This is a genomic window from Natronomonas gomsonensis (genome assembly GCF_013391635.1).
GTDB lineage: Archaea > Halobacteriota > Halobacteria > Halobacteriales > Haloarculaceae > Natronomonas > Natronomonas gomsonensis_A.
In genome coordinates this window covers 724,357-748,066 of sequence record NZ_JACAWU010000001.1, presented here as the reverse complement: position 1 = coordinate 748,066, position 23,710 = coordinate 724,357, and the positions used below count along the sequence as shown (strand labels likewise).

The window sequence follows — 23,710 nt, the reverse complement described above, 5'->3', positions numbered from 1 at the left end:
TATGGTACGCGAGTTCAAACTACCCGACGTCGGCGAGGGGCTGACCGAGGCGGAAATCGTCAGCTGGCTCGTCGAGGTCGGGGATACGGTACGAGAGGACCAGCCGGTCGCGGAAGTCGAGACGGACAAGGCCGTCGTCGAGGTGCCGTCACCCGTCAACGGCACCGTTCGGGAGATACTGGCCGAGGAAGGCGAGATGGTGCCCGTCGGCGAGGTCATCATCACCTTCGACGTGGAGGGAGAGCCCGTCGAGGAGCCGGCGGAGACGGAGGCCGGAGACGAGGACGGCGCCGAATCGGACGAACCCGAACCGGCGGTCACCCCCGTCGACGAGGACGGAAGCGAGGCCCCGGCCGAGACGGATGCCGAGCCAAGCGCGAAGGGTGGCCGCGTCTTCGCCGCCCCCTCCGCACGTCGGTTGGCCCGGGAACTCGATGTCGACATCGCTGCGGTCGCCGGCAGCGGTCCGGGCGGCCGCGTCACCGAATCAGACGTTCGGACGGCCGCCGAAGGCGGGGCGGAAGCCGAATCCGAGGCCGAACCCGAACCGGCGACAGCGGCGTCCGACGACGGCGTACAGTCGGCGACCCGCCGGGTGAGCGACGACGGGGCGGAAGCCACCGAACCGGCAACGGCGAGCGCCGAGGCGGCCGACCGCGAGCGCACGCTGGCCGCGCCGGCGACGCGAAAACTCGCCGAGGAGAAAGGCGTCGACCTCGACAGCGTGCCGACCGAGGAGACACGGGACGGCGAGGCGTTCGTCTCGCCCGAGGCCGTCGAAGCCTACGCGGAGGCCCAGCAGGCCGCCCAACAGGCCGACGCCGAGGCGGTGTCGGCGGGTGCCGGAGGCGACGGCGAGACCGTCGCCGCACCCTCCGTCGAGGACGAGCGCATCCCCTACCGGGGTATCCGGCGGACCATCGGCAAACAGATGGAGCGCTCGAAGTTCACGGCGCCGCACGTCACCCACCACGACGAGGTGGACGTGACGCGGCTGGTCGAGACTCGCGGCAACCTCAAGGCCGAAGCCGAGGAACGCGGGACGAAACTGTCGTACATGCCGTTCGTGATGAAGGCCGTCGTCGCCGGGCTCAAGCAACACCCGATGTTGAACGCCCAGCTGGACGAGGACAACGAGGAAATCGTCGTCCGCGGCGACTACAACATCGGCGTCGCCACGGCGACCGAAGCCGGCCTGATGGTCCCGGTCGTGAAGGGCGTCGACCGCAAGGGGATGCTCGATATCGCCGCAGAGATGAACGAACTCGTCGGGAAGGCCCGAGAGCGCTCCATCGCCCGCGAAGAGATGCAGGGCGGGACGTTCTCGATTACGAACTTCGGGGCCATCGGCGGGGAGTACGCCACGCCCATCATCAACTACCCCGAGTCGGCCATCCTCGGATTGGGCGCCATCAAGGACAAGCCGCGCGTAATCGATGGCGAGGTCGTTCCCCGAAAGGTGATGACGCTGTCGCTGTCCATCGACCACCGCGTCATCGACGGCGCCGAGGCGGCCCAGTTCGTCAACACGGTCAAGGAGTACCTCGAGACGCCCGAACTGCTGTTGTTAGAGTAACTTTCACGCTCGCGCGCGAGCAGAGTGTTTTTTAGGGGTCGGGAAGAACGTGGGCGTATATGTTCAAGGCTATCGTGAGCGCGGACACGCTCGGGGATGCGCTCGATTCCGTGAGCGTGCTTGTCGACGAGTGCAAAATCCGCCTCGACGAGGAGGGCCTCACGATTCGTGCGGTGGACCCGGCGAACGTCGGAATGGTCGACCTCGAACTCTCGGAGAGGGCGTTCGAATCTTACGAAACCGACGGCGGCGTCATCGGCGTCAACCTCGACCGACTGGAGGACATCGTCGGGATGGCCGACGCCGGCCAGCTCGTCCACCTCGAGTTGGACGAGGAGACCCGGAAACTCCACATCCAGTTGGACGGCCTAGAGTACACGCTGGCGCTCATCGACCCCGACTCCATCCGACAGGAGCCGGACCTGCCGGACCTCGATTTGGCCGCCGAAATCGTCATCGAGGGCAAGGACATCGCCCGTGCGGTGAAGGCCGCCGACATGGTGAGCGACCACATCGCGTTGGGCGTCGACGCCGACGCCGAGGAGTTCTTCGTCGAAGCCGAGGGCGACACCGACGACGTACATCTCGAATTGGGCCGAGAGGACCTCATCGACCTCACCGCCGGGGAAGCCCGCTCGCTGTTCTCGCTTGATTATCTGAAGGACATGAACAAGGCCATCCCGAAGGACGCCGAGGTGACGATGGAACTCGGCGAGGAGTTCCCCGTCAAGATGCACTTCGACTTCGCCGAGGGCGACGGCCACGTCACCTTCATGCTCGCACCGCGCATCCAGAGCGAGTAACCCCGCTGTTTTTGCAGATTCCGGTAACGACCGCCGCGAGGCCGAGACTCGATACGGTCCGACCCCTACATAGGGTATGGACGACCGCACGAAACACCGACTCCTCGCAGTAGGGTCGCTTCTCGGCGCCATCGCACACGTCGTCGCACCGCGAGCGATGTTGGCCGGCGTCGAGTGGTGGTACAACGAAGGGCTGCAAGCCGACTTCGAGTCGAGCGAGGCGACCGTCCGGCGGGTCCGGTGGCTGGCGGTGCCGAACGCCCTCGCCGCACTCTACTTCTGGAAGCGGGCGGCCGACTCTGATTCGACGTAGTCGACGGCCGCTGCGGGGCTCTCGACGGCTTCGAACCCGACGAGGTCGATTTCGTGAGTATCCAGTCCCGCTATCGGGCGGTCGAAAACGAGGGCGTGGCCCAACTCCGAGAGCGTCCCCGCAGCGCCGTCGATGGCGACGACCGCGTCACCGTTCATGACGACCAGCGGGTTCCGGGCGTGGCCCAACCCCGTCGCGATGGGCGTCGTCACCCACTCGTTGGCCGCCTCGCGGTCTTCGACGGGCAAGATGCCGACTGTTTCGGCGTCGTGTTCCCGTGCGCCGCGACAGGCGGCTTCCATCACGCCGCCGAGGCCGCCACAGACGACGGTGTGGCCGCGCTCGCCGAGCAGTCGACCGACCTCCCGCGCTTGCCCGTAGGTTTCGGTGTCGATGCTAGAGCCGCCGATGACGGAGACGCGCATTGGCGGAGACGGACGTGAGGAAGCGACAGAAGGGTTTCGGCAGGTGGCGGTTGACGAGAACAGAGCATCCGCGAGGGAGCGAAGCGAACGAGCGGTTCGCCGGCGGCGAGGCTGAAGGCTGAGTCGCCGGGTCGTTTTTCCCCAAGTTTTTGCGAGTCGAGCGGGACCGGAGGTCCCGCTGACCGTGCGAACGGCGACTTCGTCGCTGTGAGCAGAGAACGGTTCCGCGCCGCAGGCGCGGAACCCGATGGAGTAAAAAGTGGGTGTTGTTACCACTCCATGCCGCCGTTGACGGCGAGAATCTGGCCGGTCATGTAGCCGGCGTCCTCGCTGGCGACGAAGCGGACGATACCCGCTACGTCCTCCGGCGTCGCGAACCGGTCGAGGGGAATCCGCTGGAGAATCTTCTCTTGGACCCGTTCGGGAACCGTCTCTAACATGTCCGTCTTCACGAACCCGGGGGCCACGCAGTTCGCCGTCGACCCCGAGGAGGCCAGTTCAAGTGCGAGCGTCCGGGTGAAGCCGAACAGTCCGGACTTCGTCGTCGCGTAGTTCGCCTGCCCGTAGTTGCCCTGCTGACCGACAACCGACGAGATGTTGATGAGCCGGCCGTCGTCGGCCGACTTGATGTCGTCGAACAGACAGTGGGTGCAGTTGAACACGCCGCCCAGATTCACGTCGAGAACCCGCTGCCAGTCGTCCCGAGTCATGTTTTCGAACTTCTTGTCGACGGTGATACCGGCGTTGTTCACGAGGACATCGACCGAGCCGAAGGCGTCGTGAATCTCCGAACACATCGCGTCGACCTCGTCGTAGTCGGCGACGTTCCCCTGGACGGCGATGGCGGTACCACCTTCGTCTTCGATAGTGTCGACGACGTCCTCGGCTTCGGTCACCGAGGAGCGGTAGTTCACAACGACATCGGCACCGTTCCGTCCGAGTTCTTCGGCGACCGCGCGGCCGATACCTCGGGAGGAACCGGTTACGAGACAGGTCTGGTCGTCGAGCATGGGCTAACGAACGCGCGGCGCGCTAAAAGAGTTGCCGACCGTTCGGGCGGGAGCCGGCGAGGTGAAAGTGTGAGATGGGCAAAAGGATGGAGGAGGGGTTACTCCAGAGCGTCCTCTATTTGCCCCTCGATGTCCTCGAGCGCCTCGGAGTCGGAGAGTTCCTCCATCCGCTCGCGGAGGTGCCGTTCACAGAGGCCGACCTTGATGTGGTCTTTCTCGACGGCGACGGCGGCCTCCTCATCACAGTAGTGACACTGCATACCCGGGGGTACGTGACCGAGCGGTTTGAACCCAGCGCTCGTCACAGCGCCGTACGGAAACGCCGGTAGTCCTCGCGGTCCAGTCCCGCTTTTCCGAGCGTCTCCTCGTGGGCGTCGCTGCCGCCGGTGGCGAGGAGGTCGTAGTTCTCGATGGCCCGGTCCAGCGGACGGGTATCGACCTCGCGGCCGTAGGGGTAGAATCGCTCGACCGCATCGAGTTCCGAACAGCGTTCGAGTGCCGCCTCGGTGTCGTCGTATCGGTAGGGGTGTGCGAGGCCGACGATGCCGCAGGCGTCCTCGAGGACCGACCGCCCCCTCTCGAAGGAGGGGATGTCGCGGGCGACATAACAGGGCCCGTCGTCGCCGATGAGTTCGTCGAACACCTCGGTGTACTCGTAGTCGGTGACCTCGGCGACGGCGCGGGCGATGTGAGGACGGCCGAGTCCCTCCCGCGGTTCCACGGGCAACTCGACGCCGAGGCGCTCCTCGACGGACTCGATGATGCGTCGGCCCCGTTCGATGCGGTTTGTCTGGAGCGATTCGACGAGCGCGTCGAGTTCGTCCGTGCGTACGACGCCGTAGCCGAGCAAATCGATTCGTTCGGTGTCCGTTTCGACCCGCAACTCGATGCCGTGGACGACCGTGATGCCGTCGAGGTGTGCGACGGGCGTCGATAGTTCGGGATGGGTTCGGTCGTGGTCGGTGACGGCGACGACGTCGACATCCGCCCGCTTTGCGGCGTCGGGCAGCGTCGACAGCGTCAGCGTCCCGTCGGAGTTCGTCGTGTGTACGTGAAGGTCCGCGACGACCATACTCAAAGACGGTGCGCGACCGTCAAAGCACCCTCGCTTCTGCCGTCCGGCCTCGCTAGATGACCTTATATCCGGGGAAGGAGATTATAGCCAACATTCATGAAGGTTAGGGAGAGAGGAGTAGATATGCAACTGCTCGCGAACGTCGACGACCGAATCGATGCCCACACGTATCCCGCGACTGCGACTGAGCTCATCGAGGAGTACGGCGAGCTCGAACTGGAGGTTCCCAACGGCGAGGAGACGTTCGGCGAGGCACTGGGTCGTCTTGGCGAGACGACCTTCGAGGACGCCGACGACGCCCGACTGGCGGCCTACTCGGCGGTGTCGAAGAACGCCATCGGCCGGGAGAACTACTCCGACCGCGATGCGCCCTCCATCGGCGAGAACGGTCCCGAACAGGTCTCCTTCTAACTCTCTTCGCGGAAGGTGCGTTCCCGCCGTTCGACGTTCACCGAGACGGGCAGACACGTCTCACAGAAGTCGACACCGAACGGCGACAGCCTGACGCTCCCGTACACCGCTTTCGGTCGGTCTGCAGCCTCGCGTGCGGCTTCGATGTGCGATTGCGCCTCGAGCACCTGATACTGTTTGAGGTCCTCTATCGGTTCATCCGAGAAGTCGATGAGTCCGAGCCGTTCGAGGTTCTTGAGGTACACCGGCGTCCGGTCGGGATACCGACAGCCAGCGTCGCTGCCTATCATCGTCAGGTTCTCCGCGACGAGCGTCGATTTGAACGGGATGATATTCTTGTCTCGGACGTTCATCGTCGCCTGTGTCCCCTCCTCTGCGAGCAGCCGCAGGATGCGCGCCTCGTCGGCGGCCAGTTGTTCGAGGACCGAGGGGAAGGCGGGGTGAATCGTCTCGTCGCGACCGACCTCCGCGGATTTCGAGAGGAGCCGCTCGCCGCGCTCCCGGAGCGTCTCCGCCGTTATCGGTCGGCTGTCGACGAGGTCGTCCTCGTGGGATTCGAGCCAGTCGGCCTGCTCGTCGCCGATGTCGACGCCCGCCCGCTGGAGTTCGTCGAGTGCGATGGCGCGGCTCTCGGTGAGGAGGCGGGCCGGCGACTCGGCGTTGGTCGCCGCATACGCCATCCGCGTGCCGGTTCGGATGCCGGATTCGACGGAATAACCCGTCGCTCGTTGTGTCATCGCGGCGCCGATGCGCGCGATGCGGAACATGTCGTAGGTGTCGTCGGTCTCGGCGATATCCTCGGGTGGGGCCCCGGCCATACCGGGAATGGGGAACAGCCCGCCGATGCCACCCGAGGCAGGGTCGGTGAGGTCGACGATGGCGTCCTCGAGACCGGCCCGAAACCGCTCGACGTCCTCGGGTTCGATGGCCGTCGGGTCGGTGAGTCCCTCGCCGACCACGTCGAACAGTTCTTCGAGGCTCTCGGAGTCGGCCGTCGTCGTGCCAGCGACGGCTTCCTCAAGGACCGACAAGAGCCCGTCGACGTCCACGTCGTCGAGGTCGTCGGGCGCGACGATGGTCTCTTCGAGAAGCGACACCAACTCCGCGAACGTCTCGGGGTTCGTCTCGGAGGGGCTGGCGACGGCGTTTTCCAGTACCGAGAGGAGTCGCCGGAGTTGTCGGCCCTCGAGGGCGTCCTCGGCGGTGGCCTCCTCTAAGAGCGAGAAGACGCGTTCGACCTCGCGGGGAGCCATATCGCCTCCCTCGGTTGCGTCGACATCGACCTCGATGTCCTCTGGCCCGTCGAGCGGCTTCTCGGCGTCTTCAGGCGTGTCCTCGCCGTCGGGGGCATCGTCGCTCATACGGCGGTCACCACCAGCAGTTGGAGCCAGCCAGCGACGAACCCGAGCACCGCACCGAGGACGATGAGCATCCACTCGTCTTCGATGAAGGCCGGCCGGAGCAGTTGGACGAAGTTCGGCGGCGTGAGGGCCCGAATGCGGTCGCGTATCAGCCGTCGAATGGACTCGCTGCGCTCGGCGTTGAACTCGGGGTCCGACAGCGGCGATATCGTCCGGTCGACGCTCTCTTCGGCGAACCGCTCCCGGACGCGCTCGTACTCGTCACTCCCCGTCGTCATGCGGACGAACGGGCCGGCGAGACCGACAGCGCGGTCGACTTCCGGTCGGATGGCGTCTCGAATCATCTTTCGTGTGCGGTCCGATTGGCTTCCGTACATGAGGTTCTCGGCGACGTTGGAAATCGTGACGATTTCGTCGGCGACGATTTCGGCGTATTTTTCGGCGGCTTCCGGTTGGCGTTTGATGAACAGCCCCTGCAGTCGGAACGGGCCGAGCCGGCGCTCCTCGATGGGGAGGAAGATGATTTTCAGGGCAATCCAGTTAGTCATGTAACCGACGGCCACACCGGCCATCGGGAGCACCCACCACCGGTCGATGTAGAGGAACAGCGGGATGGTGAACACGCCGAGGAACGTGCCGAGGAGGAACCCGGAGTTGACGATGAACTTCAGTTCGCGGTCGCCGACTTCGAGGAACAGCCGATTGAGCAACTCGGGGTTCTCGTCGAGGTGGTTCGTTATCATGAGGTTGATGTCGAGCAGTTCGTCGATGTTCTCGCCGATTCGTTCGGTAATCTCGTCGGCGATACGGGGCAGTTGCGCCTGGACGCGTGCGTGTACCAGTTCCCGAACCGGCTGAGGGGTGTCGTTCCACAGCGCCGGATGCTCCTCGCGGAGCGTCTCGTCGGTGAGTCGGCGGATTTCGTCCTCGGAGTTGGTGACGATGTGGGTCGCGATTTCCTCGGGGTCGAACTCCTCGTAGAACTCCCGCTCGGTCGCGATTCGGGCGATTCCCTTCTCGGCGGCGATGGTGCCCATCCGGGCGGACCGGGAGGGGATGATGCCCTGCCAGCCGACCAGTCCCTCCATCACGCCGGGTATCTGCTGGAGTTTCCGCGGTAGACTCGGGGCGACGCTCTTCAGTCCCGGGAGTCGAAAGCCCGCGAACTCGACGGGGTGAAACAGCATCCGGATAGCGACCCAGTTGGTCCCGTAGCCGATAACTCCGGTGATGAAGGGGATGAGTACCAGTCGCCACTGGAGGCCGTACGGAAGGCCCGGGAGGAAATCGACGAGGGACATCACGCTTGGGTCTCCGTGGTGAAACTGACGGCGAGACCGTCCACACCCCGGCACCGTACCGTGCGTCGTCGAACCGACGCGTGCGGGCGAGTGACGGCGTTTCGGGACGGTTCGCTTCCTGTCACGTTTCTGTATTTTGGTAATGGGACTTTAATTTACACGTCTCGGGTCGTCGCCGACCGGCGGTCCGACGCCGCGAAATTTAGGTTCTCGATACCATTCTATGGTAACAGATGTATTCTAGTGCCAAGTTTTAAGTTATTCGTTCGCCAATAGGAAAACGGGTGGTGCAACGAACGGACGGTTCGCCGGCGGCGAACCCGGTCTCCGACCGGACCGTCGTTCCCCTCGGCGGCCGGTCTCGTCCCATCGGCCGGCCCCGCTCGGCGCCGTCCGCTCGTCCCATACCGGAATCCAACTATGACTGACGACGACAACTCACCGATTGCCACGCTGTTCCAACTGCAACGCGACACGATTAGACAGACCGAAGACGTCATCGAGGACGTCATGACCCTGCCACGGGAGATGAGCGACACCGTCTACGGCGGCGTCGACACCCAACGCGACATCCAACGGCAGGCGCTCCGGCTCTCCCGGCAGTCGGTGCACACGTCGCTGGACGCCGCCGAGTCCGTCTCGGGCGGCTCCTCGACGCTCGAAGACCTCCGTGACTCCGTCGACGAGACGTTCGACACCCTCGAAGAGCAGTCCGACGAGGCCTACGACACCCTCGACGAGGAGTACGACTCCGTCGGCGAGAGCTACGACGAGTTCAGCGAGGACGCCCTCGAAAACCTCAGCACGCAGCTGGAGTTCCTCATCGACCTCAACGAGGACGTCGAAGGCCAACTCGTCGACGCCGTCGAGGAGTTCACCGAACAGCTCGAGGAACTGCAGGACCAACTCGACGAGCAGGCCGAGGACGCCCAGGGGCGTGTCTCCGAGCAGGCCGACGACCTCGCCGACCGCTTCGAGGACCAACTCCAACAGCTCTCCGAGCAGTTCGAAGAGCAGGCCGACCGCTTCAACGAACTCGAGGACCGCCTCGAAGACGTCACCGTCGGCGGCGACGACGAAGACGACGAGTAACGCAACGACGCGACCGCTCCTCGTCCACGTTCCCCATTTTCCCCTCTTTCGGCCGAACCAGCGACCGCGCCGAAAACGAACCGTCCTCAGGCCTCCCGCAGTTGCCGTAACACGTCGGGCGCCTCGGCCAAGGCGTCGTCGAGCGCCTCGACGTCGGGACCGCCGCCCTGTGCGAAGTCCGGCGGGCCGCCGCCGCCGCCACCGACCTTCGCGGCGAGTTCACCGACGACCGACCCGGCGTTGAGGTCGACGCCGTCGGGCACCGCGACGACGAACGTCGCACCGTCGAGGCCGCTGCCGAGGACGGCGACCTTGCCCTCGTCGGCGAGGGCATTGGCCGTCGCCCGGAGTTCGTCCATGTCGGCGTCGACCCGCTGGACGACCGCCGTCGCCTCGCCGAGGTCGACCTCGGTGGCGTCGTCGCCGCCGCCCTGTGCGCGGACCTCGGCGAGTTGCTCTTTGAGGTCCTCGATTTGCTTGCCGCGCTCCTTCCACTCCGAGAAGAACCGCGTGGCGGTGTCGGGGACCTCCTGTGGCGAGACGTCGAAGGTGTCCGCCGCCTCGTAGAGGGCGTCTTCGGTGCGCTGGGTGGCCTCGATTGCGGCGTCGCCCGCCGCGAACGTCAGCCGCTCGACGCCGTCCTGAACCCGCTCCGTCGAGAGGATTTTGATGGTGCCAATGTCGCCGGTCCGCGTGACGTGGGTGCCCGCACAGGCCTGTACGTCCTCTGCGACCCGGATGAGCCGGAGGTTCTGTCCCGGCGGGATACCACCCTGATACAGGTCGAAGCCGTGTTCCTCCTCGGCTTCGTGGCGGTCGGGCCACTCCTGTTTCACCGCGACGTTGTCGGTGACGAGGTCGTTTGCGACTCGCTCGATGCGTTTGACCTCCTCGCGACTGATGCGCTCGTAGTGGCGGATGTCGAACCGCGATGACTCCGTTCCCTTCTGGGCGCCCGCCTGCCGGACGTGCTCGCCGAGGACCTCCCGGGCCGCATAGCCGACGATGTGGGTCGCGGTGTGGTGTTGCATCAGCCGCTTGCGCCGAGTTGCGTCGATTTGTCCGCGGACGAACTCGCCTTTCCCCGGGCTCTCGTCGGTGCGATGGAGGACGACGCCGTCGACCTCCTGTACGTCAGTGACCTCGACGGTCACCTCGTCGGTGGCGAGCGTCCCCGTGTCCGCGGGCTGGCCGCCACCTTCGGGGTAGAACATCGTCTGGTCGAGCGCCACGTCGTAGCGGGTTTCGTCGTCGACCTCTCGCTCGATGACATCGAGGACGACCGCCTCGAAGTCGGTCCGTTCGGGGTCCTCGTAGTACAGTTTCTCCGTGTCGGGGAGGTCGGCGATCCGGTCGTCATCGGTTTCGGCGCCCTCTTCCTCTTCGAAGGCCTCCTCGCCGCCGTGGCGGGCCGCGACCAGCGAGTAGAAGTCGTCGGGAATCTCCACGTCGGCGCCGTGGTCGGCGGCGATGTCCTCGACCATGTCCGGCTGGATGCCGTGGGAGTCGTACAGCTCGAGGACTTCTTCCAGCGGAATCGGGTCGCCTTTCGCCGCGTAGTCGCTGGCGAGGCGTTCGACCTGTCGGCCGCCGCGTTCGAGCGTTTCGCGGTACTTCTCGACCTCCGTGCGGACGATGTCGCGGACGGTGTCGCGGTTCTCGTAGCCGAGGCGGTCGGCCTGCATGTCGACGAGTTCGTCCAGCGGCGCGTCGACGCCGGCGGTGTCACACAGCCGCTTGGTCCGACGGAGGACCATCCGGGCGAGATACCCCGTGCCGACGTTCGAGGGGACGATACCGTCGCCGAACATGTACGCGAGCGTCCGGCAGTGGTCGGCAATGGCGTAGATGTCCTCCAGCGGTTCGACGAGTTCACGAAGGCGGCTCGTCGACACGTCGAGTTTGTCGGCGATGTTGTCGCGGGCGGCCTCCACGTCGTCGACATCGTCGATGTCGAGTTGTCCCGACAGTCGGGCCGCGCGGTTGACGAGTGCCTCCTCGTCGTCGGTGTACTCGATGCCGGCGTTGTCCTTCAGGAACGAAATCATCTCGGGGTAGACGGCCTCGTACACCGTCGGGGTCCCCTGGGACATCCAGGTCCACCGCTCTAACCCGTAGCCGGTGTCGACGATGTAGGTGTCCATATAAGAGTAGGTGTTCCCGTCTTTGAGTTCGTACTCCCCGTCGGGGTCCTGCTCCATGCACATGAAGACGAGGGTGGCCAACTCCAGGCCGCGGTAGATGACCTCGATTGCGGGTCCGGCGTTGCCGCCGCCGACCCACGGGTCCTCGATGTAGGTGACGTCCTCGATGTCGGCGCCCATCGAGTCGAGCAACTCGTCACAGTAGGCGACGGTCTCGCTCTTCCAGTACACCTCGCCCTCGTAGGCGTACTGGCCGGGGTCCTCGAGGTCTTCGCGGGCGTTGAACGCGTGGTGGGCCATCATCTCGAAGGCCATCGTGTGTCGGCCCGTCTTGCCGACGTTGTCGATGTCCTGCATCCGGATACAGGGCTGGCTCACGGTCAGCGGGTTCGCCGGCGGCGGCGTCTGCCCAGAGGTGACAAGCGGCTGGAAGTCGTAAATCGAAGCCTGGGTCAACAGCACGTCGTCGCGCCAGCGGTTCGCCGCGACCGGGTAGGGGTCGATGCGTTCGTGGCCGTGCTCCTCGAAAAACGAGAGGAACGCCTCGCGCATCTCCTCTAAACTGTACTCGTCCTCGAAGCCCGGTTCGTCGATGAACTCGTAGTCGGCACACGGCGGCTCCCCACACAGTTCTCGCTCCTCGTCGCGGGTCCAGAAGTGTGCTCCACACGACGGGCACTCCTTCCGTACGAACCCCTCGTCGTGGAAATACTCGAGCTGATACTCCTCGTCGAGGTCACTCATTACTCCTGTTTGGCCCGTCGTCGGCTAAAGGGTTTTCGAGGCGCTCGGACCGCCCGAATCGGGTGCGAGCCGAATCGATACCTCCGTCTTTACGGATTCGCTTCCCGCGACGTCAAGCGCTCCATGGTCGAAACGGCCAAGCCGTCGGAGACGCTCGACCACAGGTATGCGCGATTGGCTCGGTATCGGAACCCGACTGTCGCTCGGGAGTGTCCGTCGGCGGTTCCGCATCGTCCGCCGGCGCCTCGAAGAGACCTCGACGCTCATCCACGTCTCGATACTCCTCTTCGTCCCCGCCCTCATCGCGCTGATGACGCATCTCTCGAACCGCTCGAGTTACGTCTCCTTCTTCGTCCTGCCGCCGCTGGCGGCGGGCACGTACGCGCTGTTTGCCAACCCCGAAAGCGAGTACGCCTCGCCGGTCCGGTTCGTCGCCGGCCTCTCGGTCGGTGCCATCTGTTCGTGGGTCGCCATGGAGGTCGCCATCCGGTTCGTCTACCCCGAGTTGCCACCGAGTGCAATCGAAGTCGACGCCGCAGGCGCCGCCTTCGCGGTGTTTCTCGCGGGACTCCTCACGTGGGGACTCGACATCGAAGAGGCCGCGGCGTTCTCGATGGCGCTTCTCGGACTGCTTGTCGACCCCACGCGTCGGCTGTCGTTCGTCGTGAGCGTCTTCGTCTCCTCGGGCATCGTCGCCGTCGGCTTCGCCGTCTGGCGGGATCTGTTCTACGAGCAGCGGGCGCGCTATCTGTACGAATCCATCGAGGGCGACGACCACGTCCTCGTCCCGATTCGGGGCGAGTTCGCCGAGGCGACGGCCATGCTGGGCGCGCGCCTCGCCGCCGCCCACGACGCCGGGAAGGTCGTGCTGCTCGACGTCGTCGAAGAGGACCTGGAGACCGCACGGGACGGCGGCCGACCCACCGGAGTCGTCGCCGACGGCGGCGACGGGTTGAGGGGTCAACCGGACCCCGACACCGAGGGCGACGACGGGATGGACCCGACGACTGCGGCGGCGGTGTCCGAACTCGAGTCGCTCGCATCGCGAATCGAGACGAACCTCGGGGTGCCCTGTCAAATCGTCGTCGCGGCAGCGGGCCCCTCTCGGGCCGAAACCGTCCGACAGGTCGCCAGCGAAGCCAACTGCGACCTCATCGTCGCCCCGTACGAAACCGACGGCAGCGAGGTGACGCCGTTCATCAAGCGACTCCTCGAAGCGAACCGAGACGTGTTGATACACCGCTCCTGTGACGGCAGACAGCGCTGGCGACGCATCATGGTCCCGGTGCGGCAGGCGGGAGACACCGCCCACAACATGATAGATTTCGCACTCAGGCTGGCGGGACCGATAGGGCACGTCAGCATCGCCCACTGCATCGACTCCGAAAAGCGGCGCCGGAACGCCACCCAGATGCTCGCCAACCTCGCGGAGACCATCGACGGAACCGTCGAGACTCGCGTCCCGAACGCCTCGATTCACGACTTCCTCCTGCGCTCGGCACCGGAAAACGACCTCATCGTCATCGGCTCCAGCGGCGACCGAAGCGTCGCTTCCCGACTCGTGTCACCGCCGACGTTCAAACAGATAGACGACCTCGAAACCGACATCGCCATCGTCGACCGCCACTGACGCCGGCGACGGACACTCGAAGCAACGGCTCGGTTCCCACCCCGTGAGAAGTACCCTCTCGATTGTTCACCCAGCGGCGCCCACAGTCGAATGAAATGGTGTTCAAGAAAGTCAGGCTCATCGGACGGAGCAACGAGAGTTTCGAAGGTGCGGTCGACGACGCCGTCTCCCGCGCCGAGGAGACCCTGGAGAACCTCATGTGGGTGTCCGTCGAGAACCAAGCCGTCGAGTTAGACCAGGCCGAACGGGAGTACCAAGCGGAAGTCGAAGTCGCGTTCGAACTGGCGGAGGGAATCGGCGAGTAGTCGGGCGGCTTCGGCGCCGGCGCTACTCTTCGTTCAGCGACAACGACCCCCGACCTTTTTCCGCGTCGGGTGCGCGCGCTTCGCTCGCCCACCACTCCTCGAAAAACGTCGATGAAAAAGACCGGACGCTCACTCCGTTCACGTCCGGAGAACGGCGCTCTCTTCGCTCGCGCCGACGCTACTCCTCCAACGACAACGACGCCAACAGCGCCTCCAACTGTACTTGCTCGTTTGCGCCCGCGGTGATGCGGTAGTCGGCCTCGCCGACCCGCTCCATCAGTCGAACCGCCTGCCGCTCTTCGAGGTCGAACTCCCACACCGACCGGTGCATCTGGTCGATGATGTCGCCGCCGGCGATGCCGGCCTCGGTGAGCAGCGAATCGAGGTCGGCCCGGGCGGCCGTGAAGTCGCCGTCGAGTGCCTTCGTCACCATCGCGCGGATTTCCTCGGGCCGGGCCGTCGAGGTGATGGCGTAGACCGCCTCCTCGTCGACGGTTTCGCCCATCACGGCGGCGGCCTGCAGGCCGTTGATGGCCTTCCGCATGTCGCCGTCGGCCGAGTACACCAGCGCGTCCACGCCGTCGTCGGTCAACTCGATGCCCTCGGCGTCGGCGATGATTCGGATTTGCTCTTCGACCGCCTCGTCGCCGAGCGGCGAGAACCGGAAGACAGCACAGCGGGACTGGATGGGGTCGATGATTTGACTGGAGTAGTTACACGAGAGGATAAAGCGGGTGTTGTCGGAGAACTGCTCCATCGTCCGGCGGAGCGCCGACTGGGCGTCCGAAGTGAGTGCGTCGGCCTCATCGAGGAAGATGATTCGGTGGTCGTAGCCGCCGAAGGAGGCACGGGCGAAGGACTTGATTCGGTCTCGAACCACGTCGATACCCCGCTGGTCGGAGGCGTTCAACTCGAGGAAGTTCTCCCGCCAGTCGTCGCCGTAGATTTCCTTGGCGATGGCGACGGCCGAGGTGGTGTTGTGCATCACGCTCGGAACGGCCCCGGCGATGTAGTTTCGCGTCTCCGGGACCGTCAAGTCGTACACTCGCTGTGGCTCTTCGACGGTTTCGATTGAGTCGACCTCGTCGAAGTAAAGGTCACCGCGGGCGAGCGTATCGAGCGTTCGAAGCGCTTCGAGGACTTCCTCGGAGAGCATCTCCGCCGCGGTTTCCCGGATTCGTTCTGCGACCGTCCGGAACCGGGGGGTCGTCGACAGCGCATGGTCGTCGTTCTCCAAGAGATTGATTACGTCAGTTCCGCGGAGTTCCGTCCCCTCGGCGATGTGGTTGTAGGGAACGCCGAGTCCTTCGATAGCCGCCTGTAGGGCTGTTTGAACGGCAGACGTATCGGGCGTTACTTCGACTTCGCCGGTTGGTTCGAGAAGCACTGTCGTACGCTGTCGTTCCGGTGTTCGTCGACCGTCGGAATACTCCAACAACCGGTCGGACCTGACGCCGGTTTCGGCACTGAGTTCCCGACGGGTTTCGATAGGCTCCAATCGGTCCCGTGAGGCGACCCACGTCGCCGGTAGTGCCTCGATTCGTTCGATGTCTGCTTCGAGACTCTGAACGCTTTCGAGGGCTTCCTGTGCCGTTTCGAGTCGTTCAGCAGCTGCATCGAGTACGCGCTCAATGTCTTCGAGGTGATTTTCCCGTCCGGGCGAATTCGGGTTTAGCGTCCCCGTCACCAGTTCGTCTTTCGGCAGATACAACGCCGAACAAAGGTCGTCAACCGCGGATTGAGCAGGTATCGTATCGTGGTTCGGATTTGGCTCTCGGTTGGCATTCGTCGACAGTCGCCCGGATTTCGTCGACATCGAGAAGCCGATACGGTCCTCGAATCGAGACAGTGCCGATGCGCTCGAAACGTAGAGGGTATGATACGCTCGCTTCTCTCCAGAACCGTTCGTCGCCGCCTTTCGCTCGGTCTTCCGCCGGGTCGGAACCCCTTCACCACTCAGCAGATACGACAGTAAGGTGATGATATCCCCGTCCTTCTGTGTGAGTTCCACCATCCCCTTCTCGGTCACGTGGCCTTCTGCGTCGAACATCGCCTGGAGGAATGCTCGTCTGCTGTCGGCCGGGGCGCGGACGAGTCGGGAGCCGACTGTCTCGCTATCGTCGAAAACCGAGAAGCACTGTCTCAAGTAGTGAACGACCGTTTTGTTATCGACACTTCGATAAGAGACTCCTTTTTGTTCGCCCGTCTTCGGGTCGATACCGAACGACAACCGGGACGCTTCAGTGAATGCATCAAGAAGACCGGCGTCGTCGTTGTAGAACTTGATTCGGGAACCGTCGATACGGGCTTCCGCCAGTGCTAGCCCGACGAAACGAGCCAGTTTAGTGGTCAGTTCCCACGGCGGTTTGACCGGCTCGGAGCGTCGGTTGTTCGGAGAGACGTACTGAATCGCCTCGATGTGGTTCCGAAGCGTCGACCGGGAAACATCGAGCGAACGAAGATGAGAGAGTGAACACACCGTCGACAGTGACTCGAAGTCAATATCGGCCGCCTGCCGACGATATGCTTGGACGGTTTTTTTCGGTGTATTCACCGTTGCTGCGATTTCGTCGTCCGTCAACCCGGAACGGATTCCCTCGAACACCTCTCGTTTGAGTCCGACGTGGTCTTCGACCACCGAGATACCGTGTTCGGAGGCGAACGACTCGGACACGTGGACGAAAATCCGGTCACCGTCGAGTTCGTCAATCCAGTCGATGTCTCCCTCGCCGTGGGGGAGTGGCGTCGTTTCGGGGCGTGCGATGCGGTCGCCCGATTCCAATTGTTCCGCTCGTGTCCACGAGAGGCCATCGGGGCCGACAGTCAGGAGACGATGTTCCGGCGTCACGGTCACCTCATTGCCATCTCGCGTGGCGACTCGAACGAGGTCGTCAGCCTCCTTGCCGAAGACGTGAGACGGGGAGACGAACTCGAAGCCGCGGCTCTCGTCGTACGTCGCCACTTCGAGGTCCTCGGACGGTGCTTCGAATCCATCTTCGTCCCCGACCACCGCTCCCATCTGCTCGACGCCTCGATTCGTCAAAACGGGTGTCTCGCCGGTGACGCACTTCCCGGTTCCCGCTGGGCCGGCGAACAACAGATGCGGCAGTTCCTCCTGTGCGATGTACTGCTTCAGCCGTTGTGTGATGCCCTCGTGACCGACGACCTCCTCCAGTGTCTGGGGGCGGTACTTTTCAATCCAAATCTCCCGCCCGCGGTCCTCGGCGGCAGCCTCGCTCATGTCCGATGGGAGACTCCGGCCGAGTATAAACCCCCCGAGACGGGCGGAAAGCGTTTAGGTGAATCCGTTGATTGGTCGCCCATGCGCCGCTCGTTCGCCCTCCTGTTCGCGCTCGTCCTCGCGGTCGCCCTGCTCCCCGGAATCGCCGCCGCCGACACTCGCGTCGGCGGGTCGGTCGTCGTCGACGGCAACCAGACCGGCGACGTGTCGGCGGCGGGCGGAACGGTCGTCGTCACCGGCACCGTCGACGGCGACCTCCGTGTCTACGGCGGCGATGTTCGTATCGCCGAGGGCGCGGAAGTGACGGGCATCGTCCGGGCCTACGGCGGCGACGTGTACCTCAACGGCACCGTCGGCGGCAACGCCCTCGCCTACGCCGGCAGCGTCACGCTCGGCGAGTCGGGAAGCGTCGACCGCTCGTTCGGCGCCGTCGCCGGCGACGTGACCATCGCGGGCACCGTCGGCGGCGACGCCAACGTCTTCGCGGGTCGAACCACGCTCGCCGAAACCGCCGTCGTCGAGGGGGGCCTGACGTACGGGGGCGAACTCGTCGACGAGGGCGGAACCGTCGAGGGAATCACACAAGGGACGAGCGACCTCGCCCTCGTACCACCGCTGGACCCGTTGTTGACGATTTTCGGCGTGTTCATGTTCGTCGGCGATTTGCTGTTGGGGGTCCTTCTCGTGTACGCCGCACCGAAGTTCGCCGACGCCGCCGCACGGACCGTGTGGAGCGAACCGTTCCGGACGGCGGGAACGGGACTGCTGGCGGTCGTAGGGACCGCACTCGCCGTCGTCGTACTTGCGGTGACGCTGGTCGGCCTGCCGCTGGCCGTCGCGTTGCTCGCGTTGGCGCTCGTCTGTGCGTGGGTGGCCGCCGTCTACGGACAGTACGCCGTCGGCGCGTGGGCGCTGTCCTACACCGACTACGACAACCGCTATCTCGCCGTCGTAATCGGCGTCGTCGCCGTCACCGTTCTGGGCTTCCTGCCGTACGTCGGCCCGTTGCTCCAGGCGGTCGTCTTCCTGCTCGGGGCGGGCGTCGTCGCCCTCGGTGCGCGCCGAATCTACGAACTCGTCTCGCGGAACCGGGGCGGCCTCGCGGAGATATAGCGGCACCCTGAAACCGCCTCGGCGCGTCCGTTGGCCCATGCGCGTGACCTGTGAGGTCGTCGGCGGAGAGAGCCACGACCTCGACCTGCCGGCCGATGCCACCTACGGCGACGTGCTCGAATCGGTCGGCCTCTCGACGCACGAGGCGTCGGCGCTGGTCGACGGCAACCCGGTTCCCGAAGACCGGACGGTCGATTCCGACCACGTTCGCGTCCTGCGGCTCATCAAGGGCGGATGAGGGTCGAGGAAGCGACTTCGGAGGAAGTGACCGCGGCCCGAGCCATCTGTAACGCCGCGATGCTTGAACTCGACGAGGCGGTGCTGGCGGAGGGAACGGTACTCGTCGCCCGCGAAGACGCCCGCGTACTCGGCGCACTCGTCCTCGATGGAAACGAAATCGATGCGGTCGCGGTCCGTCCCGGCCGGCGCGGACAGGGCGTCGGGTCGGCACTCGTCGAAGCGGCGGCCGACCGGCGGCCGGAACTGACCGCCGAGTTCGACCCCAGTGTTCGCCCGTTCTACGAACCGCTTGGCTTCGACATCGACTGCGACGGCGAGCGGTGTCGCGGGTATCTCAGATGAGCGGCCGGACCAGTTCCGCGCCCGATTCGAGCAGTTCCTCGACGCGCCCCCTGTCGCCGGCCTCGGCGTAGACGCGGAGTTTCGGCTCCGTCCCGCTGGGGCGGACGAGCAGCCACGACCCGTCTTCGAGCACCAGTTTGAAGCCGTCGGCGGTGCCGACCGACTCGACGGCCGTCCCCGCCACGCTGTCGGGAATCGACCCGTCTAACTCGTCGAGGACGGCGGTCTTGCGCTCGTCGGGGCAGTCGACGCTGATGCGGTCCTGAACGATGTCGCCGTGTTCGGCGCGGAGGCGGTCGAGGCGGTCGTCGAGGGACTCCTCGGCGTGGGCGGCCGCCACCAACAGGGCGACGAGAACGCCGTCCTTGTTTCGGAGATGGCCGCGGACGCCGAAGCCGCCCGACTCCTCGCCGCCGACCAACGCGTCGTACTCGCCCATCGCCTCGGCGACCCATTTGAACCCGACCGGCGTCTCCTGGACCGACTGACCGTGTGCCTCGGCGACTCGGTCGACGAGGAACGTCGTCGAGACCGTTCGGACGGCGTCGCCGTCGTCGGTTTCGAGCAGATAGTCGTACAGCGCGACGAACAGCCAGTTGGGGTCGACGTAGCCGCGTTCGGGCGTGACGACGCCGATGCGGTCGGAGTCGCCGTCGTTGGCGACCCCGAGGTCGGCATCGCCCTCGGTGACTCGGGTTTCGAGGTCGCGGAGGCGGGCCGCGGAGGGTTCCGGCGGCGACCCGCCGAACTCGGGGTCGGCGTCGTTTCGGAGTCGAAGCACCTCCGCGCCGGCCCGCGCCAGCAGTTCGTCGGTGACGCCTCGGCCGCTGCCGTGCATGGCGTCGTGGGCGACGGTGACGCCCGAGCAGTCGGCGGAGCGGCCCGCTTCCCCCGCGAACGCCAGCGCGTGGTCGAGGTACGGTTCGACGAAGTCGGATTCCCGAACGCGTCCCCACTCGGATTCGGGGAGCGGGTCGGGCGACCGGAGGTTCTCGGCCAGCCAGTCGGTCACCCCCGGCATGGCCGGCGCGCCGTCCTCGGGGACGAACTTGATGCCGTTGTACTCGGGTGGATTGTGGCTGGCGGTGACCTGCAACGCGCCGTCCAACTCGCGGTCGAGGACCGTCCAGGCGACGACCGGCGTCGGCGTGTCGCGGTCGGGGATGTGGGCGTCGACGCCGTTGACACAGAGGACGCGACACAACTCCTCGGCGGCGTCCCGGGAGCCTTCTCGTGGGTCGTAGCCGACGGCGACGGCGGGGTCGGCCGACCCCTCCTGTACGTAGTCGGCGACGGCCTGCCCGACGGCGCGGATGCGGGGCGTCGTGAACTCCTCGACGGTCGTCCGCCAGCCGTCGGTTCCGAACTCGATGTCCATGTCGTCGCGTCGACGCCCGAACGCAAAAACCCCGGCGTCGGCGGGGCGACAGCGAAACGGCCGCATCGAGAGAGGAGGGCTTTTGCCGAGGCGGGTCCGAACGAGGGGTATGGACGCGCCGCTGTGGACCGACGAACACGCGCCCACCGTCGACGAGCTACCGCAGGCCGAGGTGCGGGACCACCTCGAACGCGTGACCGAGGAGCCGATGAACCTCGTCGTCAACGGTCCACGCGGCGCCGGCAAGACCGCCGCCGTTCGCGCACTCGCCGAGGAAACCCACGAAGACCCCGACAACGACTTCGTCGAAATCAACGTCGCGGACTTCTTCGGCCGGACGAAGAAGGAAATCAAGAACGACCCCCGGTTCGGTCACTTCCTCGACGGCCGCTCTCGGCTGTCGAAACGCGACATGATAAGCCGCGTGCTGAAAGAACAGGCCGCCTACCAGCCGGTTTCGGGTGACTTCCGAACCATCCTTCTGGACAACGCCGAGGCGATACGCGAGGACTTCCAGCAGTCGCTGCGGCGGATAATGGAACAGCACTACGAGGCGACGCAGTTCGTCATCGCCACCCGCCAACCGTCGAAACTCATCCCGCCAATCGAGTCGCGGTGTTTCCCGATTCCAATGCGGGCGCCGACCCACGACGAGACGGTCGAGGTGCTGGAGCGCATCGTCGACCGCGAGGGCGTCGACTACGACGCCGACGGCATCGAGTACGTCGCGGGCTACGGCGACGGCGACCTCCGAAAGGCCATCCTCGGCGCCCAGACGACGTACGAGGCGGAAGACGAGGTGACGATGCAGGCCGCCTACGACGCGCTGGGCGACGTGGGGATGCGCGAGGAGTTGACGGACATCCTCGCCGACGCCGATGCCGGGGAGTTCGAGGACGCTCGCAAGGGGTTGGACGAACTGCTGTACGACGAGGGGTTCGACGGCGAGGAGGTCCTCAGGGAGTTCCTCGCCGCCGCCCGGAGTCGCTACGAGGGCCGACAGTTGGCCCGCGTCCACGAACTCGCCGGTGAAGTCGACCTCGAGATGTCCGAAGGGAACTCCGATCGGGTCCACCTCGGGCGATTGCTCGCCGAGTTGGGCCGGTAACGATGTGCAATTTCGCGCCCGTCGCACCCGAAGCGTCGGTGTACGGCGTCTGCCGACCGGGCCATCTCGGCGGCGGCTTAGAGGAGTGGACGGCAACGGTAGCCGGTGCTGGCGTCGACCGCGTGGTCTGCCTGCTCTCCTCGACGGAGGCGACGCGTTGGGGCCTTCCCGACGCCTACGCCGACCGCTTCGAGACGGCCCACGTCCCGATTCGCGACCGACACCTCCCGAAGGAGGTGGCGCTCCGGGCGGCGCTGGGGGCGCTTCGAGACGCCGACGACGGCGAGTCGGTCGCGCTGCACTGCAACGCCGGCCTCGGGCGCACCGGCGTCGTCGCCGCGGCGTGGCTGACTCGGGACCGCGGCTACGACCCCCGCGAAGCCATCGAAGCCGTCGCCGAGGCCGGTCGTGCGCCGCGGGAAGCGGTTCGCTGTGGCAACGCGACCGAGGCGGAACTGCTCGAATTGCTCACCCCGTAAGCGCTCACACCCAAGCGAACGGTTTTTGGGCGAACCAACCCGACGCTACTGCATGACAGACGACGACGCCCACGAGGGAGCGACGCCCCCGAGGACGGACGGCGGGGCGACAGGTGCCGACGAGACGGCCCTCGACCCGTGGGGGTCCTCGACCGTCGACGACTACCGGAAACTCTTCGAGGAGTTCGGCATCGAGGAGTTCGACGACGTCCTCCCCGAGGTGCCGAACCCCCACTACCTGATGCGTCGGGGCGTCATCTTCGGCCACCGCGACTACCGACCGGTCGCCGAGGCGATGGTCAACGACGAACCCTTCGCCGCACTGTCGGGCTTTATGCCGACCGGCGACCCCCACATCGGCCACAAACTCGTCTTCGACGAGATAATCTGGCACCAACAGCAGGGCGGCGACGCCTATGGCCTCATCGCCGACCTCGAAGCCCACTCTGCTCGCGGGATTCCGTGGGACGAAATCGACGAACACGCCGAGAGCTACCTACTGTCGTTGCTCGCGTTGGGCTTCGACCCCGAGGAAGGCGAACTGTACCGCCAATCGGAGAACGAGGAACTGCGTAACCTCGCCTTCGAACTCGGCTCGAAGGCCCGGTTCGCGGAGTTCGAAGGCATCTACGGCTTCGACGGCGAGACCTCGGTGTCCCACATGCAGTCGGTCGTCACCCAGATGGCCGACATCCTCTATCCACAACTGGAAGAGCCGAAACCCACCGTCATCCCCGTCGGCCCCGACCAGGACCCCCACGTCCGACTGGCCCGGGATTTGGCGACCCGGATGCGCTTCTTCAAGGTCAGCGAGGCCTACGCGAGTTTCGAGTTGGAGGACGAGGAACGCGCGCTCGTCGCGAAGGCCTACGAGGCGCTGGCCGAGGACGACGCCGAATCGGACGTTCGCTGTGTCGAGGCCGCCGAGTGGCTCGAAGCCGAAGCCCCCGATTCGACGGCGCTGTGGGACACCGTCGAGACGCTGAAGGCCGGCGGGAAAGAACCGCTTCGACCCCGGGTTCGGTTCTTCGACCGCAACGCGACCGACGAAGCGTTCGAGGCGCTCATCGAGGCCATCGACGGCGAAAAGCGCGTTTACGAGGGCCACATCGACAGTTTCGAGCTCACTCGCGAGGAGGCCGAGGAACTCGCCCGCCAAGTCGAAGTCGACAACGGTGGCTACGGCTTCGTCCCACCGTCGTCCATCTATCACCGCTTCATGACCGGACTCACCGGTGGGAAGATGTCCTCGTCGGACCCCGCCTCACACATCAGCCTGCTCGACGACCCCGAAGACGGCTACGATAAGGTGATGGCGGCGACGACCGGCGGACGGGAAACCGCCGAAAAGCAGCGCGAGTTGGGCGGGAAGGCCGACGAGTGCCCCGTCTACGAGCTGTACGCCTACCTGCTCGCCAACGACGACGACGACTTCGCCGCCGAGGTGTACGAGGAGTGCGTCGGCGGCGAACGCCTCTGTGGCGGCTGTAAGGAGCAGGCCGCCGAACTGATGGAGGCGTTCCTCGAAGACCACCAGGAGAAGCGCGAGGAGGCGAAGGAACTGCTGGCGGACCTCGACATCGAGTTGGAGAGCAGCAGGAAGTAGTCGAGAGGAGTCC

General features: G+C 65.5%; 22 protein-coding genes. 13 read left to right on the top strand and 9 right to left on the bottom strand.

The window, feature by feature from the left end:
• Position 1 precedes the first annotated feature (1 nt).
• The 3 genes from HWX69_RS03980 to HWX69_RS03970 all read left to right on the top strand — a co-directional run bounded on the left by HWX69_RS03980 (position 2) and on the right by HWX69_RS03970 (position 2,692).
• Positions 2–1,576, top strand: coding sequence for a 2-oxo acid dehydrogenase subunit E2 (locus HWX69_RS03980; protein ID WP_178915811.1), 1,575 nt, complete (start codon positions 2–4; stop codon positions 1,574–1,576).
• 59 nt (positions 1,577–1,635) lie between these two features.
• Entirely contained in the window at positions 1,636–2,379 is a 744-nt protein-coding gene (locus tag HWX69_RS03975; RefSeq protein WP_178915810.1) for a DNA polymerase sliding clamp, read from the top strand.
• Positions 2,380–2,455: 76 nt separating this feature from the next.
• Complete coding sequence (locus tag HWX69_RS03970) at positions 2,456–2,692, top strand: hypothetical protein (protein WP_178915809.1); 237 nt, start codon at positions 2,456–2,458, stop codon at positions 2,690–2,692.
• On the opposite strand, the gene HWX69_RS03965 is transcribed toward HWX69_RS03970, so the two are convergent.
• The 4 genes from HWX69_RS03965 to HWX69_RS03950 form a co-directional block, all read right to left on the bottom strand.
• The gene (locus HWX69_RS03965) at positions 2,653–3,117 is read right to left on the bottom strand and encodes a TIGR00725 family protein (protein ID WP_178915808.1); all 465 of its coding nucleotides are present in this window, start codon (positions 3,115–3,117) and stop codon (positions 2,653–2,655) included. The two genes, HWX69_RS03970 and HWX69_RS03965, sit on opposite strands and share 40 nt — an antisense overlap.
• 269 nt (positions 3,118–3,386) lie before the next feature.
• A complete protein-coding gene (locus tag HWX69_RS03960) occupies positions 3,387–4,127 on the bottom strand; it encodes a beta-ketoacyl-ACP reductase (protein WP_178915807.1) in 741 nt (246 codons plus the stop codon).
• Between the two features lie 98 nt (positions 4,128–4,225).
• Positions 4,226–4,387, bottom strand: coding sequence for a DUF6757 family protein (locus HWX69_RS03955; RefSeq protein WP_178915806.1), 162 nt, complete (start codon positions 4,385–4,387; stop codon positions 4,226–4,228).
• Between the two features lie 41 nt (positions 4,388–4,428).
• On the bottom strand, positions 4,429–5,199 hold the full coding sequence (locus tag HWX69_RS03950; protein ID WP_178915805.1) for a PHP domain-containing protein: 771 nt from the start codon (positions 5,197–5,199) through the stop codon (positions 4,429–4,431).
• A 126-nt stretch (positions 5,200–5,325) separates the two neighbouring features.
• Here HWX69_RS03950 and HWX69_RS03945 point away from each other — a divergent pair, with 126 nt between their 5' ends.
• Complete coding sequence (locus HWX69_RS03945; RefSeq protein WP_178915804.1) at positions 5,326–5,613, top strand: DUF5789 family protein; 288 nt, start codon at positions 5,326–5,328, stop codon at positions 5,611–5,613.
• On the opposite strand, the gene HWX69_RS03940 is transcribed toward HWX69_RS03945, so the two are convergent.
• Entirely contained in the window at positions 5,610–6,974 is a 1,365-nt protein-coding gene (locus tag HWX69_RS03940) for a DUF4393 domain-containing protein (protein ID WP_178915803.1), read from the bottom strand. The two genes, HWX69_RS03945 and HWX69_RS03940, sit on opposite strands and share 4 nt — an antisense overlap.
• A complete protein-coding gene (locus HWX69_RS03935) occupies positions 6,971–8,275 on the bottom strand; it encodes a DUF445 domain-containing protein (RefSeq protein ID WP_178915802.1) in 1,305 nt (434 codons plus the stop codon). The genes HWX69_RS03940 and HWX69_RS03935 overlap by 4 nt, the downstream gene beginning before the upstream one ends.
• Positions 8,276–8,695: 420 nt before the next feature.
• Between HWX69_RS03935 and HWX69_RS03930 the strand changes: the two genes are divergently transcribed.
• Positions 8,696–9,367 carry an apolipoprotein A1/A4/E family protein gene (locus tag HWX69_RS03930; RefSeq protein ID WP_178915801.1) on the top strand — a complete coding sequence of 224 codons (672 nt, stop codon included), beginning with the start codon at positions 8,696–8,698 and terminating at the stop codon, positions 9,365–9,367.
• Between the two features lie 86 nt (positions 9,368–9,453).
• Here HWX69_RS03930 and alaS read toward each other — a convergent pair whose 3' ends face one another.
• Positions 9,454–12,255, bottom strand: coding sequence for an alanine--tRNA ligase (alaS, locus tag HWX69_RS03925; protein WP_178915800.1), 2,802 nt, complete (start codon positions 12,253–12,255; stop codon positions 9,454–9,456).
• A 166-nt stretch (positions 12,256–12,421) separates the two neighbouring features.
• On the opposite strand from alaS, the gene HWX69_RS03920 reads away from it, so the two are divergent.
• Both HWX69_RS03920 and HWX69_RS03915 read left to right on the top strand, forming a co-directional pair.
• Positions 12,422–13,885, top strand: coding sequence for an HPP family protein (locus HWX69_RS03920; protein ID WP_178915799.1), 1,464 nt, complete (start codon positions 12,422–12,424; stop codon positions 13,883–13,885).
• A gap of 95 nt (positions 13,886–13,980) precedes the next feature.
• Positions 13,981–14,190, top strand: a complete 210-nt coding sequence (locus HWX69_RS03915) for a dodecin (RefSeq protein ID WP_156709984.1) — start codon at positions 13,981–13,983, stop codon at positions 14,188–14,190.
• A gap of 178 nt (positions 14,191–14,368) precedes the next feature.
• On the opposite strand, the gene HWX69_RS03910 is transcribed toward HWX69_RS03915, so the two are convergent.
• Positions 14,369–17,431: a replication factor C small subunit gene (locus HWX69_RS03910; RefSeq protein WP_178915798.1), complete on the bottom strand. Its 3,063-nt coding sequence runs from the start codon at positions 17,429–17,431 to the stop codon at positions 14,369–14,371.
• 81 nt (positions 17,432–17,512) lie between these two features.
• On the opposite strand from HWX69_RS03910, the gene HWX69_RS03905 reads away from it, so the two are divergent.
• From HWX69_RS03905 to HWX69_RS03895, 3 genes are read left to right on the top strand one after another with little or no spacing between them, the layout of a single operon-like run.
• Complete coding sequence (locus HWX69_RS03905) at positions 17,513–18,544, top strand: bactofilin family protein (RefSeq protein WP_178915797.1); 1,032 nt, start codon at positions 17,513–17,515, stop codon at positions 18,542–18,544.
• Positions 18,545–18,581: 37 nt separating this feature from the next.
• Positions 18,582–18,782, top strand: coding sequence for a ubiquitin-like small modifier protein SAMP2 (samp2, locus tag HWX69_RS03900; protein ID WP_178915796.1), 201 nt, complete (start codon positions 18,582–18,584; stop codon positions 18,780–18,782).
• On the top strand, positions 18,779–19,126 hold the full coding sequence (locus tag HWX69_RS03895; protein ID WP_178915795.1) for a GNAT family N-acetyltransferase: 348 nt from the start codon (positions 18,779–18,781) through the stop codon (positions 19,124–19,126). The genes samp2 and HWX69_RS03895 overlap by 4 nt, the downstream gene beginning before the upstream one ends.
• Here the strand turns inward: HWX69_RS03895 and HWX69_RS03890 are convergent.
• Entirely contained in the window at positions 19,119–20,504 is a 1,386-nt protein-coding gene (locus HWX69_RS03890) for a phosphohexomutase domain-containing protein (RefSeq protein WP_178915794.1), read from the bottom strand. The genes HWX69_RS03895 and HWX69_RS03890 overlap by 8 nt on opposite strands.
• 109 nt (positions 20,505–20,613) lie before the next feature.
• On the opposite strand from HWX69_RS03890, the gene HWX69_RS03885 reads away from it, so the two are divergent.
• Genes HWX69_RS03885 through HWX69_RS03875 form a run of 3 tightly spaced genes read left to right on the top strand, consistent with a single transcriptional unit; the run spans position 20,614 to position 23,697 of the window.
• Positions 20,614–21,612, top strand: coding sequence for an AAA family ATPase (locus tag HWX69_RS03885; protein WP_178915793.1), 999 nt, complete (start codon positions 20,614–20,616; stop codon positions 21,610–21,612).
• 2 nt (positions 21,613–21,614) lie between these two features.
• Positions 21,615–22,091 carry a protein-tyrosine phosphatase family protein gene (locus HWX69_RS03880; RefSeq protein ID WP_178915792.1) on the top strand — a complete coding sequence of 159 codons (477 nt, stop codon included), beginning with the start codon at positions 21,615–21,617 and terminating at the stop codon, positions 22,089–22,091.
• Positions 22,092–22,143: 52 nt separating this feature from the next.
• Positions 22,144–23,697 carry a tryptophan--tRNA ligase gene (locus tag HWX69_RS03875; RefSeq protein ID WP_178915791.1) on the top strand — a complete coding sequence of 518 codons (1,554 nt, stop codon included), beginning with the start codon at positions 22,144–22,146 and terminating at the stop codon, positions 23,695–23,697.
• Positions 23,698–23,710 lie beyond the last annotated feature (13 nt).